The sequence below is a fragment of the Mycobacterium palustre genome, from assembly GCF_002101785.1.
Lineage (GTDB): Bacteria > Actinomycetota > Actinomycetes > Mycobacteriales > Mycobacteriaceae > Mycobacterium > Mycobacterium palustre.
Genome location: NZ_LQPJ01000135.1, coordinates 15129 through 28651, shown reverse-complemented (window position 1 = coordinate 28651; position 13523 = coordinate 15129). Strand labels below are relative to the sequence as shown.

13 protein-coding genes are annotated in these 13523 nt (G+C 67.8%); 9 read left to right on the top strand and 4 right to left on the bottom strand.

The features are described from left to right. Position 1: 1 nt before the first annotated feature. Genes AWC19_RS22970 through hypE form a run of 3 tightly spaced genes read left to right on the top strand, consistent with a single transcriptional unit; the run spans position 2 to position 2449 of the window. Positions 2 to 277 (top strand): HypC/HybG/HupF family hydrogenase formation chaperone, encoded by a 276-nt coding sequence (locus AWC19_RS22970; protein ID WP_085080406.1) that lies wholly within the window; start codon positions 2 to 4, stop codon positions 275 to 277. Continuing rightward, entirely contained in the window at positions 274 to 1377 is a 1104-nt protein-coding gene (gene hypD / locus AWC19_RS22965) for a hydrogenase formation protein HypD (RefSeq protein WP_085080405.1), read from the top strand. Before AWC19_RS22970 ends, hypD begins: the two co-directional genes overlap by 4 nt. Next, entirely contained in the window at positions 1370 to 2449 is a 1080-nt protein-coding gene (gene hypE, locus AWC19_RS22960) for a hydrogenase expression/formation protein HypE (protein WP_085080404.1), read from the top strand. The genes hypD and hypE overlap by 8 nt, the downstream gene beginning before the upstream one ends. A gap of 75 nt (positions 2450 to 2524) precedes the next feature. Here the strand turns inward: hypE and tkt are convergent, their stop codons facing one another. Continuing rightward, the gene (tkt, locus tag AWC19_RS22955) at positions 2525 to 4573 is read right to left on the bottom strand and encodes a transketolase (protein WP_085080403.1); all 2049 of its coding nucleotides are present in this window, start codon (positions 4571 to 4573) and stop codon (positions 2525 to 2527) included. After that, entirely contained in the window at positions 4570 to 5256 is a 687-nt protein-coding gene (gene rpe, locus AWC19_RS22950) for a ribulose-phosphate 3-epimerase (RefSeq protein ID WP_085080402.1), read from the bottom strand. Before rpe ends, tkt begins: the two co-directional genes overlap by 4 nt. A 147-nt stretch (positions 5257 to 5403) precedes the next feature. Between rpe and AWC19_RS22945 the strand changes: the two genes are divergently transcribed. Together AWC19_RS22945 and AWC19_RS22940 are read left to right on the top strand one after the other, a co-directional pair. Then, on the top strand, positions 5404 to 6081 hold the full coding sequence (locus AWC19_RS22945; RefSeq protein ID WP_372508589.1) for a response regulator: 678 nt from the start codon (positions 5404 to 5406) through the stop codon (positions 6079 to 6081). Further along, the gene (locus AWC19_RS22940) at positions 6078 to 7313 is read left to right on the top strand and encodes a GAF domain-containing sensor histidine kinase (RefSeq protein ID WP_085080400.1); all 1236 of its coding nucleotides are present in this window, start codon (positions 6078 to 6080) and stop codon (positions 7311 to 7313) included. Before AWC19_RS22945 ends, AWC19_RS22940 begins: the two co-directional genes overlap by 4 nt. On the opposite strand, the gene AWC19_RS22935 is transcribed toward AWC19_RS22940, so the two are convergent. Beyond that, positions 7301 to 8299, bottom strand: coding sequence for a class I fructose-bisphosphate aldolase (locus tag AWC19_RS22935; RefSeq protein ID WP_085080399.1), 999 nt, complete (start codon positions 8297 to 8299; stop codon positions 7301 to 7303). The two genes, AWC19_RS22940 and AWC19_RS22935, sit on opposite strands and share 13 nt — an antisense overlap. A gap of 170 nt (positions 8300 to 8469) precedes the next feature. Here AWC19_RS22935 and AWC19_RS22930 point away from each other — a divergent pair, with 170 nt between their 5' ends. From AWC19_RS22930 to AWC19_RS22915, 4 genes are read left to right on the top strand one after another with little or no spacing between them, the layout of a single operon-like run. Next, on the top strand, positions 8470 to 9900 hold the full coding sequence (locus tag AWC19_RS22930) for a form I ribulose bisphosphate carboxylase large subunit (RefSeq protein ID WP_085080398.1): 1431 nt from the start codon (positions 8470 to 8472) through the stop codon (positions 9898 to 9900). Positions 9901 to 9921: 21 nt separating this feature from the next. Beyond that, complete coding sequence (locus tag AWC19_RS22925; RefSeq protein WP_085080397.1) at positions 9922 to 10347, top strand: ribulose bisphosphate carboxylase small subunit; 426 nt, start codon at positions 9922 to 9924, stop codon at positions 10345 to 10347. Then, a complete protein-coding gene (cbbX, locus tag AWC19_RS22920) occupies positions 10344 to 11315 on the top strand; it encodes a CbbX protein (protein ID WP_085080396.1) in 972 nt (323 codons plus the stop codon). Before AWC19_RS22925 ends, cbbX begins: the two co-directional genes overlap by 4 nt. Then, positions 11312 to 12214 (top strand): LysR family transcriptional regulator, encoded by a 903-nt coding sequence (locus AWC19_RS22915; protein WP_085080395.1) that lies wholly within the window; start codon positions 11312 to 11314, stop codon positions 12212 to 12214. Before cbbX ends, AWC19_RS22915 begins: the two co-directional genes overlap by 4 nt. 17 nt (positions 12215 to 12231) lie before the next feature. On the opposite strand, the gene AWC19_RS22910 is transcribed toward AWC19_RS22915, so the two are convergent. Continuing rightward, the gene (locus tag AWC19_RS22910; RefSeq protein ID WP_085080394.1) at positions 12232 to 13293 is read right to left on the bottom strand and encodes an AraC family transcriptional regulator; all 1062 of its coding nucleotides are present in this window, start codon (positions 13291 to 13293) and stop codon (positions 12232 to 12234) included. Positions 13294 to 13523 lie beyond the last annotated feature (230 nt).

The following is a 13523-nucleotide window of genomic DNA, read 5'->3' as shown; positions in this document are numbered from 1 at the left end:
CATGTGTCTCGGAATTCCCGGCAAGGTCGTCGATACCTGGGATGAGGCGGGGACGCGGATGTGCACCGTCGACTTCGGCGGCACCACCAAGTCCGTGTGCCTGGCTTACCTACCGGACATGCAGGTCGGCGAATACACCATCGTGCATGCCGGTTTCGCGATCACCCGGCTGGATGAGGCGTCGGCACGGGAAACGTTGCAGATGTTCAACGACCTCGGCGTGCTGGATGAAGAATTGGCCGGCGACGAGGGCCAGGGCAGGAGGGAACCGGCATGAAGTATCTGGACGAGTTTCGCGATCCGGTCGCCGCCCACGCCTTGGTCAGCGACATCAAGCGTCGCGTGACCAAGACCTGGACCATCATGGAAGTCTGTGGCGGGCAGACGCATTCGATCATCCGTAACGGGATCGACCAATTGCTGGACGGCGCGGTCGAATTCATTCACGGCCCGGGTTGCCCGGTCTGTGTGACACCGCTCGAAACCATCGACCGGGCGCTCCAGATCGCGGCGCGCGACGACGTGATCTTCTGTTCCTTCGGCGACATGCTCCGGGTGCCGGGCAGCAGCCAGGACCTGTTCAGTGTGCGTGCCCGGGGCGGCGACGTCCGAATCGTCTACTCGCCGTTGGACGCCACGCGGGTGGCCGCCGACAACCCCGACAAGCAGGTGGTGTTCTTCGGGGTGGGCTTCGAGACCACGGCGCCGGCCAACGCGATGGCCGTGGTGCACGCGCAGCGGCTCGGGCTCACGAATTTCTCCATGCTGGTGTCCCATGTGCTGGTGCCGCCGGCCATCACGGCGATCCTGAGCTCGCCGACCAACCGGGTCGAGGCGTTTCTGGCCGCCGGGCACGTCTGCACGGTGATGGGCACCGGTGAATACGGGCCGCTGGTCGACCAATTCGGGGTTCCGATCGTGGTCACCGGCTTCGAACCACTAGACCTGCTCGAGGGCGTCCGTCAGGCCGTCGATCTGCTGGAGGCGGGCACACCGCAGCTGCGCAACGCCTATCCGCGGGCGGTGACCGCCGCGGGCAACGCAGTCGCGCAGCAGACCCTGGCGGACGTATTCGTGCCGACCGATCGGCAGTGGCGGGGCATCGGCATGATCCCGAAGTCGGGATGGACGCTGTCGCCGCGCTACGCGCAGTTCGACGCCGAATTGAAGTTCGGGGTCGCAGAGCTACGGGTGTCCGAATCGACGGAATGCCGCAGTGGGGAAGTGCTGCAGGGTCTGCTGAAACCGAACGAGTGCCCGGCATTCGGGAAATCCTGCACGCCGCGCACACCGCTGGGCGCCACCATGGTGTCCAGCGAGGGCGCGTGCGCCGCCTACTACCAATTCCGGCGTTTGGAGGCGGCCGCTCATGCCTGAGTCTCGGGTCGCCATCGACCCGGCCGACTGGGTGTGCCCGCTGCCGCTGCGCGAGACGAAGCGCATCGTGCTGGGCCACGGTGGCGGAGGCGTGCTTTCCGAGGAACTCATCGAAAACCTGTTCCTGCCGGCGTTCGGTGGCGCGGCGGGCCCCGCCCGCGATTCGGCGTTGCTGGACCTGAAATTGGGCGGGGCGGGCGGGCGGGTCGCGCTGACCACCGACTCCTATGTGGTGCAACCGCTGTTCTTTCCGGGCGGGAACATCGGCGACCTAGCGGTCAACGGGACGATCAACGACTTGGCTTGCAGCGGAGCGCAACCGGTCGCGTTGACCGCCGGGTTCATCTTGGAGGAGGGACTCGAGCTGGATGTGCTCGGCGCGGTCGCCCAGACGATGGGCAAGACGGCCGCCGACGCCGGCGTCGGCATCGTCACCGGTGACACCAAGGTGGTCGCGCGCGGTGCTGCGGACCAGCTCTTCGTCAATACCGCGGGAATCGGGGTCGTGCCGGCCGGTATCCACGTCGGGCCCGAGCGGGTCCGCGCCGGTGACCACATCATCGTGTCGGGAAACCTGGGTGAGCACGGCGTCGCCATCATGAGCGTGCGGGAGGGAATCGATTTCGGCACCGTCGTCACCACCGACAGCGCCGCACTGCACCTGCTGGTCGCGGCCATGCTCGACGCCGCCGGCAACCACGTGCACGCCCTGCGCGATCCCACCCGGGGCGGTCTTGTCGCCGCGGTCGTCGAGATCGCCCGCGCGGCAGCGGTGGGTATCGAACTCGATCAGGCGAAGATCCCGATTCCCGAGACGGTCTCGTCGGCCTGCTCGTTCCTCGGGCTGGACCCCCTGCAGGTGGCCAACGAGGGCAAGATGGTGGCGTTCGTCGACCCGGGTCACAGCGAAGCGGTGCTGGCCGCGATCCGGGGCCGTCCCGAGGGCGCGAACGCGGCGATCATCGGCCGGGTGGTTGATGAGCACCCCGGGATGGTGGTGGGCAGGACCCCCTTTGGCACCACACAGGTCATCGAACGGCAACTGGGCGAACAACTTCCGCGCATCTGTTAGGAACGGCCCACCAGCGGCCCGTGCTATCCCCGCCCGACCATGTGGCGGACCGAGGGCTCGACGCGGCGCGATGAGTCATCCGGATCGCGCGGCAATGCTGCGCAGCGCGGCGTCGAAGACGGCCGTCGCGGTCAGGCCCAGGTGCGCTGCCACCTCGGGCCCGGGGCCGCTCTCGCCGAAGCGTTCGATGCCGATGACCGTGTCGCCGGGGCGGGCCAGTGCTCGCCAGCCGGTAGTCACGCCGGCTTCGATCCACACCACCGGCAGGTCGGGTAAGGCGGTTCCGTCGGCCTGTAGCGCGGCCGAGATGCGTTCGCGCCACATCACCGAGATGACGATTGCCGAGATCCCGTGTTCGCTCAACAGATCGGCGGCCTCGAGGGCCAAGGCAACCTCCGAGCCGCTGGCCGCCAGCATCACATGGGCGGTGTCGGCGACCGGTCGCACCACCCGCATGCCGTAATGGCGGACGTCGTCCAGCCCGGCACCGCCCAGTACCGGCAGGTCCTGCCGGCTGAGCACCAAAGCCGTTGGGCCTTCGGTGTTCTCCGCGGCCAGCTGCCAGGCCAACGCGGTCTCGGCGGCATCGCCCGGACGCAGCACGGTCAGGCCCGGAATCAGTCGCAGCGATTCCAGTTGTTCGACCGGTTGATGCGTGGGGCCGTCCTCACCGACATGGATCGAGTCATGCGTGAAGACATACACCACCGGCAATTTCATCAGTGCCGACAGCCGTAGCGCCGGGCGCAGGTAGTCGGCGAAGGCCAGGAAGGTGCTGCCGAACGGACGTAACCCGCCGTGCAGGGCGATGCCGTTCATCACCGCGGCCATCGCGTGCTCGCGGATACCGAAATGGATTGTGCGGCCGGCATAGTCGTCCGGTGTCACGTCGCCACCGGGAATCGCGGTGTTGGTCGATGCGGCCAGGTCGGCGGATCCGCCGACCAGTCCCGGATACACCGCTGCCAGCGCTGCAAGCGCCGCGCCGGATGCCTTGCGGGTGGCAGACTTTCCCCCCGATGCCAGACCGTCGGCCAGCGATGCCAGCACCGACAGGTCATCGGGAGCGGGCACCGTGTCGAGCGGGAAGCTCGCCGCCAAGCGCGGATTGTCAACCTGCCACGCGGCGTGCGTCTGGGCCCAGAGCGCATGGGCGGCGGCCCCGCGTGCGGCCGCGGCGGCGGCGCTGGCGCGGACCGCGAGGGGGACGTGGAAGTGCTCGTCGGGCCAGTCCAGACGGGCGCGCATGGCGGCAAGCACCGCCGAACCCAGCGGGCTGCCATGGGCTTTCGGCGTGCCTTCGATACCGGGCGCCCCGAAGCCGATGGTGGTGCTCACCCGGATGAACGTCGGCCGCCCGTCGCCGCGGGCCGCTTCGGTGAAGGCGTGATCGAGGGCGGGCACGTCGTTGCCGTCGGCCACGCTGAGCACTCGCCAGCCGTACGCGGCGAACCGCGCCTCGACGTCGTCGGCGCAACTCTGGGATGCCGGCCCGTCGATGGTGATGTCGTTGTCGTCGAAGATCACGATCAACTTGCCGAGCCGCAGCCGGCCGGCCAGCGACGCGGCCTCGTGGCTGATGCCCTCCATCAGGTCGCCGTCGCCGGCCAGAACCCAGGTGTGGTGGTCGACGACGGTGTGCTCGCCGGTATTGCATCGTGCGGCCAACATGCGCTCGGCAAGTGCCATCCCGACCGCATTGGCGAGGCCTTGTCCCAAGGGGCCCGTAGTGGTTTCGACGCCGGGGGTGTGACCGTGCTCGGGATGTCCGGGCGTCAGCGATCCGAGTTGACGGAACCGTCGCAGCTCGTTGATCGGGAGGTCGTAACCGAAGATGTGCAGCAGGCCATACAGCAACATCGAACCGTGGCCGGCCGACAGCACGAAGCGGTCGCGGTCCGGCCAGTGTGGGTCGGCGGGGTCGTGACGCAGGTGCCGTGACCACAACGTCCAGGCGATGGCGCTGGTGCCCAACGGCAGGCCGGGGTGTCCGCTGTTGGCGGCCTGCACCCCGTCGGCCGCCAGGAACCGCAGCGTGTTGATCGCCAGCTGGTCTAAATCGTCTGTGCGATGGGGTGTTTCGGACGCCTCGGGCACGAGGGTCGCTTTCGGTGCCGTGCTCACCGCGGTACCAGCCTTCCGTTGGTCTGACGGGCGGCCGCGCGCAATGCGTTCGCCCGGTCGGTCATGTTCGGTCCGGCGAACAACGCCGAACCGGCGCAGAACACGTCGGCTCCGGCCGCCGCGGCGCCGGCGATGGTGTGCGGTCCGATGCCGCCGTCCACTTCGAGTTCGATTTCCAGTCCGCGCCTGTCGATTTCGGCCCGGGCGGCCGCGATCTTGAACTCCATACTGGCCAGATAGTCCTGACCGCCGAATCCGGGGTTGACCGTCATGATCAGGAGCAGGTCGGTGATGTCGAGCACGTTGACGACCTCGTCCAGCGGAGTGGCCGGATTGAGTGCCACACCGGCGCGGGCACCGAGTTCGCGAATCCTCGACAGGGTGCGGTGCAGGTGTCGGCACGCCTCGGCATGAACTATGACGATCTCGCAGCCGGCCTCAACCCACCGCGGCAGCATCGGGTCCGGATCCTCGACCATCAGGTGCGCCTCGAAGCCGATCGTGACCCGGTCGCGGCAGGCGGCGATCACGTCGGGTCCGAAGGTCAGATTCGGGACGAACCGGCCGTCCATGACATCCCACTGAACGCGATCGACGGTCGCCTGCTCGATGGCCGTGACGTCGCGGCCGAGCTCGGCGAAGTCGGCCGGCAGCACCGACGCCACCAAAACCGGGGTCGTCATGCGGCTCCTCCCTCCCAAGTCGTTGCCGACAGGTTAGGGCGACGGGTCCAAATTCCGGATCCCCCAACGCGGGGAAATCCGGGGGGTGACGGGCCGATCTGAAAAGCGGATGACGGTATTGGCTTTCGCCCTTATCGTGTTCGAATGATGCCGATTACCGCAGCGCCGATTACGGCGCCCGTTCGGGTGGTATTGGTCGATGACCACGAAATGGTCATCGAGGGGCTCAAGGCAATGCTGGCCGCTTTCAAAAACCGGGTGCGGGTCGTCGGGGAGTCGGTCGGCGCCGACAACGCGCTCCAGGTGATCGCGAGCCTGCAACCCGACATCGTGCTGTGCGACGTCAGGATGCAGGGCGCCAGCGGACTGGACCTGTGCCGCGACATCCGAGAGCGCACCCCTGCCAGCAAGGTGATCCTGCTATCGGTCTACGAGGACGAGCAGTATCTGTTCCAGGCGCTGCGGGTGGGGGCGTCCGGCTATCTGCTCAAGGGCATCAGCAGCGACGAGTTGGTGCGCCAGCTGGAATATGTCCAGGGCGGTTCGACCGCCATCGACGCCGGCCTGGCCGCCCGCGCCGCCGACACGGCCGCGCGACTGCAGCGCGACGAATTCTGGCCGGGCGCCCGCCACGGCCTGAGCCAGCGGGAGAGCGAGATCCTGTCGTTCGTCGTGGCCGGCCTGTCCAACCGGGGCATCGCCAGCAAACTCGTCATCGGCGACGAAACGGTCAAGAGCCACCTGCGCTCCATCTACCGAAAGCTGGGCGTCGGCGATCGCACCGCGGCGGTGGCGGTGGCCCTGCGGGAAGGCATCTACCAGTGACCGGATCGGTTCGGGGCCTGGTGGACGCGGACCGCGAGGTGGCGCTGCTGCTCGACATCGTGGCCGCCACGGGTAGCGGCCCGGCGGTCGAGCCGGTGGCCGCGGCCGTCGCCCGGCTGATCACCGCGGCCACCGCATCCGATGTGTGCTTCGTGCACGTGCTCGACGACTCGGGGGAGTCGCTCACGCTGGCCGGCGCCACGCCGCCGTTCGACGAATGCATCGGCCAGGTTCAGCTGCGCTTGGGCGAAGGCGTCTCCGGTTGGGTGGCTCAAAACCGCGACCCCGTCGTCATCACCAGCGGAAAGGAAGAAGACCCGCGCTACGTCCCGATCCCGGCATTGCGGGGGTCGGACTTCACTTCGATGGCGTCGGTCCCGATGGAAACCGGGTTGGGCGGACTCGTCGGTGTGCTCAATGTGCACACTGTTGCGCGGCGCGAGTTCACCGACCGCGACATCCAGCTGTTGCTGGCGATCGGCCGGCTGACCGCCGGCGCGCTGGATCAAGCGCGCATGCACCGGCAGCTGGCCGCCCGGGAACGCGTGCACGGCAGCTTCGCCGAACAGGTGATCGCCGCGCAAGAGTCCGAGCGCAGGCGATTGGCCGGCGACATCCATGACGGGATCTCGCAACGGCTGGTGAGCCTGAGCTACCGACTCGACGCCGCGGCGCATGCGGTCGAGACCGACGACACCGCCGAGGCTTCTAAACAACTCGAAAAGGCCCGCGACTTGGTCGATCTCACGCTGGCCGAAGCGCGGTCGGCGATCGGCGGGCTGCGTCCGCCGGTGCTGGACGACCTGGGTCTGGCCGGTGGGTTGGCCAGCCTCGCGTCGACCATCCCCGAGGTGGACCTCGACCTGCAGCTGGCCGACGAACGCTTGCCCGAACACGTCGAGGTGGCGCTGTACCGCATCGCGCAGGAGTGCCTGCAGAACGTCGTCAAGCATTCCCGCGCGCTGACGGCGCGCGTGCGCTTCGCGGTCGAGGCGGGAGTTGCTCGACTGGAAGTCGCCGACGACGGCATAGGCATCCGCGGCTTGGACGCGCTCGATTCCGCACCCACCCGGGCCTTGACCAGTTACGGCATGTTGTCCATGACCGAGCGCGCGGAGCTGGTCGGCGGCCGGTTGACCGTGCGGTCGGTGAGTTCCGGCCCCCGATCCGGCACAACGGTGACGGTGACCGTTCCGTTGGGCGACGCCCGGCGCGCCGATCAGGCCGACTGAAGCGACGCGCGCAGGCGCAGCGCGGAAGAGTTCGCCGCCACGTGCTCGGAGAGCGCCTGCTGCGCCGCGGCCACCCTCGTCTCGTCGCCACCCCAGGCCGCCAGTGCCGGCGACACCAGCGCTCGGCCGAAGGAGAACGTCAGCGGCCATGGCGTGCGGTGTGCTTGCATCGCTGCCAGGTTCGCGGTCGCACGGCTCGGCGGCTGCCCTCCCGAGAGAAACGCGACGCCAGCCAATTTCGCCGGCCAGCCGCGCAGGACCGAGATCGTTGCCTCGGCGACCTGTTCCGGCGTCGCCTGCACCGGGTTCTCTTCGCCCTCGATGACCATGTTGGGCTTGAGCACGATGCCGGACAGGTCCACGCGCAACAGGTTCAATTGCTGGCGCACGGCGGCGTGCACGCTGCCGGTCACCTCGGCGCAGCGCTCGATGCTGTGCGATCCGGTCATCAGCACCTCGGGTTCGACGATCGGCACGAGGCCCGCCTCCTGGCAAGCGGCCGCGTAGCGCGCCAGCGCGTTGGCGTTGCTGACCACGGCCCCCCGGCTGGGCGTCGCGGCGTCGATGACGAACACCGCACGCCACTTGGCGAACGCCGCGCCCATCTCGGCGTAGCGGGCCAGGCGGTCGGGTAACCCGTCCAACCCCTCGGTCACCGTTTCACCGGGCAGGCCCGGACCGGGCTTGGCACCGGTGTCCACCTTGATGCCGGGCAGCATGCCGAGGTCGCGGACGGCCTGAGGGAACGGGCGCCCGTCGCTGAGCACTTGCCCCAGGGTTTCCTCGCAGAAGATGATCCCGGAAACCCCGTCGGCCAGGCCCGGTGTGGTGGCCAGGATCTCGCGGTAGGTGCGCCGGCTGTCCGCGGTCGCGGTAACGCCCGCCTGTTCCAGCCGCGCGGACATTGTCGCGATGCTCTCGTCGGCGGCGAGGATGCCCTTGCCTGGCGCCAGCATGGCCTGGGCGGTCTGTGCGCATGTGCTCATCGAAGCTCCTGTCTCTCGGCGTGCGCACACGGTAAGAGCAGCAGCGATGACACGGCGTCACCCGAATGGTGGAAGCGATGGGGGTGAAGGCGTTACTTAACTATTTGCCTAAGTGTTAGCGCTCTATTATCGATAGACAGGTTGATTGTTGCGCTGACACGATTCGAGCCATGACTGATAGATGGAACGCGGGAGTGATCCCGTACGCGGAGATGGGTTACTGGCAGCCGGATTACGAACCGAAGGACACCGACGTCCTGTGCGCCTTCCGGATCACCCCGCAGGAGGGGGTGCCGCCGGAGGAGGCGGGCGCCGCCGTCGCAGGGGAGTCGAGCACCGCGACATGGACGGTGGTCTGGACCGACCGGCTGACCGCCTTCGAGCACTACCAGGCCAAGTGCTATCGAGTCGACGCGGTACCTAACGTGCCCGGACAGTGGATCGCTTGGATCGCCTACGATCTCGACCTGTTCGAGGAGGGCTCCGTCGCCAACCTGACCAGTTCGATCATCGGCAACGTGTTCGGGTTCAAACCGCTCAAGGCGCTGCGCCTGGAAGATATGCGGATCCCGACCCACTACGTGAAGACGTTCCAGGGCCCCGCCCACGGGATCGTCACCGAGCGCGAACACCTCAACAAGTTCGGGCGACCCCTGTTGGGTGCGACCACAAAGCCAAAGCTCGGGCTTTCCGCGCGCAACTACGGCCGCGTCGTGTACGAGGCGCTGCGCGGCGGACTGGATTTCACCAAGGACGACGAGAACATCAACTCTCAGCCGTTCATGCGGTGGCGGGACCGCTTCCTGTTCTGCATGGAGGCGGTGAACCGGGCTCAGGCCGCCACCGGCGAGATCAAGGGCCACTACCTCAACGTCACCGCCGGAACGATGGAGGAGATGTACGAGCGGGCCGAGTTTGCCGCCGAGTTGGGCTCGGTGATCGTCATGATCGACCTGACGATCGGCTACACCGCCATCCAGTCGATGGCCAAGTGGGCCCGCGACAACAGCGTCATCCTGCACCTGCATCGCGCCGGGCACGGGACCTACACCCGGCAGAAAAGCCATGGCGTGAGCTTCCGAGTCATCTCGAAGTGGATGCGGCTCGCGGGCGTCGACCACATTCACGCCGGAACCGTGGTCGGCAAGCTCGAAGGCGATCCCAACACGATCGCCGGCTTCTACGACACGTTGCGACTGGACAGCGTCGCCGCCGATCCGGTCAAAGGACTGTATTTCGACCAGGAGTGGGCGTCGATGCCGGGCGTCATGCCCGTCGCGTCGGGCGGCATCCACGCCGGCCAGATGCACCAGCTCATCCACTACCTGGGTGAGGACGTGGTGCTGCAGTTCGGCGGCGGCACCATCGGGCACCCGATGGGCATCGCCGCGGGCGCCGAGGCCAACCGCGTCGCGTTGGAGGCCATGATCAAGGCCCGCAACGAGGGCCGCGACTACTACAAGGAAGGCCCCGAGATCCTCAAGAAGGCGGCGGCGCGCAACCGCGCGCTCGACACCGCGCTGGCCACCTGGGGCGACATCACCTTCAACTACGAATCCACCGACACCCCCGACGTCACTGCGACGCCAACCCGGGTCTGACTCATCCGAAAGGTTCACCACATGCGAATCACACAGGGCACGTTCTCCTATTTGCCCGACTTCACCGACCAGGAAATCACCGCACAAATCACCTATGCGCTCGAACACGGCTGGCCGTTGTCGGTGGAGTTCACCGACGACCCTCATCCACGCAACACCTACTGGGAGATGTGGGGGCTGCCGATGTTCGATCTCAAAGACGCGGCCGGGGTGCTGCTCGAGGTGAACGCCTGCCGGGCGGCGAACCCAAACAGCTACGTCCGCCTCAACGCCTACGACGCCAGCCTGGGCCGGCAGACCACGGCGTTCTCGTTCATCGTCAACCGGCCCGCCGAAGAGCCCGGGTTCCGGCTGGAGCGCGCCGAGCGGGCCAACCGGCAGATCGGTTACACGACCTACGCATACGCGACGGCCCGGCCGGTCGGGCAGCGGTACGAATCGCCATGACCGCGTTTGGTTTCCGGCCCGGCGACGCTGGCCCGGACCCGATCAATGCCAGCGAACCGGAGGTGCTCGGCCCGGACGCCGTCGTCGACCTGGCGGCGGCGCGGGCGGTCTCGGGCGTCGACGAGGTGCTGTCCGCGCTGGACCGCGAGCTGGTGGGTCTGGAACCGGTGAAAACACGCATCGCCGAGATCGCGGCGCTGCTGCTGGTCGACCGGATGCGGGAGCGCTTCGGCGTCAGCGCCCCGCAGCCCACGCTGCACATGTCCTTCACCGGCAATCCCGGCACCGGCAAGACCACGGTGGCGATGCGGATGGCCGACCTGTTGCACAGACTGGGCTATCTGCGCCGCGGCCATCTGGTCAGCGTCACCCGCGACGATCTGGTCGGCGAGTACGTCGGACACACCGCTCCCAAAACCAAGGACGTCATCAAGCGGGCGATGGGTGGAGTGTTGTTCATCGACGAGGCCTATTACCTCTACAAGATCGAGAACGAGCGGGACTACGGCGGCGAAGCCATCGAAATCCTGCTGCAGGTGATGGAGAACAACCGCGACGACCTGGTGGTGATATTGGCCGGCTACGCAGACAAAATGGACCAGTTCTTCTCCGCCAACCCGGGCATGCAGAGCCGCATCGCCCACCACATCACCTTCCCGGACTACACGGTCGGCGAGCTCGAGGACATCGCCGGGTTGATGATCACCGGCCTGGGTTACCGGTTTTCCGACGACGCGCGCGCCGTGCTGCGGCAATACCTGCATCGCCGCCGCGACCAGCCATGGTTCGCCAACGCCCGCAGCGTGCGCAACGCCCTGGAGCGCGCCCGGCTGCGGCACGCGCGGCGATTGCTGGAACAAACCGACACGCCGGTGGGGCTGCCCGAACTGACCACGATCGAAGCGGTGGATCTGCTGGCCAGTCGGGTGTTCGACGCCGACGCAGGGCGGAGGACAGTCGCGGTATGACGACAAACGCGCGGCTGCGGGCGCTGGTCGAGGTGGCCGATACCGGTTCGGTGCGCGGCGCCGCCGAACGTCTGGTCGTCACCGAGTCCTCGATCTCGTCGGCGCTGCGGGCACTCAGCAGCGACATCGGGATCACCCTGGTCGACCGCCACGGTCGGGGCGTGCGCCTGACGCCGGCGGGGCTGCGCTACGTGGAGTACGCACGCCGGATCCTCGGCCTGCACGACGAAGCGATCCTGGCCGCGCGCGGCGAAGCAGATCCGGAAACCGGTTCGATTCGGCTGGCCGCGGTGACATCGGCGGGGGAGCTGTTGATCCCCGCGGCGCTGGCGTCGTTTCGTGAGCAACACCCCCGCGTGGTGCTGCACGTCGAGGTGGCCGCACGCGGCGCGCTGTGGCCGATGCTGTCGCGACACGAAGTCGACCTGGTCTTCGCCGGTCGCCCGCCCGAGGAGCTGCGTTCGAAGGTCCGGGTGCGCGCGACCAGCCCGAACACGCTGATCGTCGTCGGCCGGCCGGACCTCGCCGAGGGCTTTGCGCCGGCGACGGCCACCTGGTTGTTGCGCGAGCAGGGTTCGGGGACCCGCTCGACGCTGATGACGTTGCTCGAGGAGCTCGACGTGGCGCCCCCGCAGCTGGTCCTGGGGTCACACGGCGCCGTGGTGGCGGCGGCGGTCGCGGGGCTAGGCGTCACGCTGGTCTCGCGCCAGGCGGTGCAGCGCGAGCTCGAGGCCGGCGCGCTGGTCGAGCTGCCCGTCGCGGGCACCCCGATCAAGCGGCCCTGGTACGTCGTCAGCCAGCGCACCCCGCCGATGGCCACCGAGCTGCTGATCCGGCATCTGGTCTCGCACCCCGAACTCGGCTGGCGGCAGGTCGGCGCCGTGCGCCGCGCGTCGTAGGCGGTGTAGCGGCGGCGCTAGCGCCGCAGCGTGTCGGACGGCGCCTCACCCCACCGCTTGCGGTACTCCACCGCGAAACTGCCGAGGTGGTGGAAACCCCAACGCTCGGCGACGGCGGTGACGGTGATCCCATCGGTGGGCATGGCGTCCATGAGTTCCTCGTGCACCCGTTCCAGCCGGCGCTCGCGAACGTAGGTCATCGGTGTCATGTTCAACTCCTCGCGGAAACCCTGCTGGACCGAGCGGACACTCATGTGCACCGCCTTGGCGAGATCGTCCATGGTGATGCGCTCGGCGAGGTGATCGTCGATGTAGTTCATCGCGTCATGGACCACGGCCCGGCGCGGGTCCGGCTGGGCCGGCTGCAGAAACTCCGCGTGGTAATTGGACGGTTGCAGCTGCAGCAGCGTGCTCATGACCAATTCCTCGATTGCGCCGATGCCCTGGCCCCGCTGGATCAGCGATCCCGGGTGGAACACCTCGGTGTGGATGAGTTGCACGGCGGTGTGCCACCGCATCGCGGCCTCGGTGGCCAGGTCGAACTCCGGCTCGAATACCAGCGGCTTGGACAGGCTTTTGCCCAGCAGTCGGGTCAGGTGGGCCGCCATGGCGCGCTGTTCGATCCTGATCAACAGTTGCGGGGAGTCGTGGTCGAACTGGATCTGCAGCGCCTCGCCGGGGCTCGTCACCAGTGCCCGGATCGTGTTGGCTTCGAAGCTGCGGCCGCGGTGCTCGACCAGCGCGCGCCCGTTCATCGGCATGTGCACGCCGAAGTACTGGCCGAGTACCGGAATGTCGATGGTGGCCGCGACGTGCACGTCGAGGTAGAGCATGCTCACGTTGCGCAGCCGTACGCCGTTCATCGTCGCAGCAAACCCCGCAGCGTCTTCGGGTCCGACCTGCAACGACAACGGCGCCAACGCCTTGGCCATCAACCGCCCGGCCTCGGTCGGGTTCTCGGTGTAGAAGATCTCGTTGTCGGCCAGGGCGGGCGGGACCCCGCGCGAGCGCACCTTGCGCCGCACCGGATTCGCCGTCCGGCGGATGTCGATGTAGCCCAGACGCGTCAGCCGCGACACCGCGAATCACCTGCTCGGGGGCGTGCGGACGCGTCATCGAAAGATGAGGCGTTCCTTAAATAATCTGTGGCGATCATGCAAGTCTCCTGTTGGCCCAGCGCGCGCCAACGCGCCTAACTCTTCGCAATCCTGACAGCAGCTGCGTGAAAACGATAGGCACGGGGCAGACTGGCCGCTAGCTTGTGATTGAGGCCACAGCCCGCTGCGGTTCACTCGGAATCGGGACAGCC

What these genes read in the sequence shown, in the direction of transcription:
- AWC19_RS22925 (WP_085080397.1), top strand. Translation starts at nt 9,922, where the DNA reads ATGCGAATCACACAGGGCACGTTCTCCTATTTGCCCGACTTCACCGAC.
- AWC19_RS22930 (WP_085080398.1), top strand. Translation starts at nt 8,470, where the DNA reads ATGACTGATAGATGGAACGCGGGAGTGATCCCGTACGCGGAGATGGGT.
- rpe (WP_085080402.1), bottom strand. Translation starts at nt 5,256, where the DNA reads ATGACGACCCCGGTTTTGGTGGCGTCGGTGCTGCCGGCCGACTTCGCC.
- hypD (WP_085080405.1), top strand. Translation starts at nt 274, where the DNA reads ATGAAGTATCTGGACGAGTTTCGCGATCCGGTCGCCGCCCACGCCTTG.
- hypE (WP_085080404.1), top strand. Translation starts at nt 1,370, where the DNA reads ATGCCTGAGTCTCGGGTCGCCATCGACCCGGCCGACTGGGTGTGCCCG.
- AWC19_RS22935 (WP_085080399.1), bottom strand. Translation starts at nt 8,299, where the DNA reads ATGAGCACATGCGCACAGACCGCCCAGGCCATGCTGGCGCCAGGCAAG.
- AWC19_RS22915 (WP_085080395.1), top strand. Translation starts at nt 11,312, where the DNA reads ATGACGACAAACGCGCGGCTGCGGGCGCTGGTCGAGGTGGCCGATACC.
- AWC19_RS22970 (WP_085080406.1), top strand. Translation starts at nt 2, where the DNA reads ATGTGTCTCGGAATTCCCGGCAAGGTCGTCGATACCTGGGATGAGGCG.
- AWC19_RS22945 (WP_372508589.1), top strand. Translation starts at nt 5,404, where the DNA reads ATGCCGATTACCGCAGCGCCGATTACGGCGCCCGTTCGGGTGGTATTG.
- cbbX (WP_085080396.1), top strand. Translation starts at nt 10,344, where the DNA reads ATGACCGCGTTTGGTTTCCGGCCCGGCGACGCTGGCCCGGACCCGATC.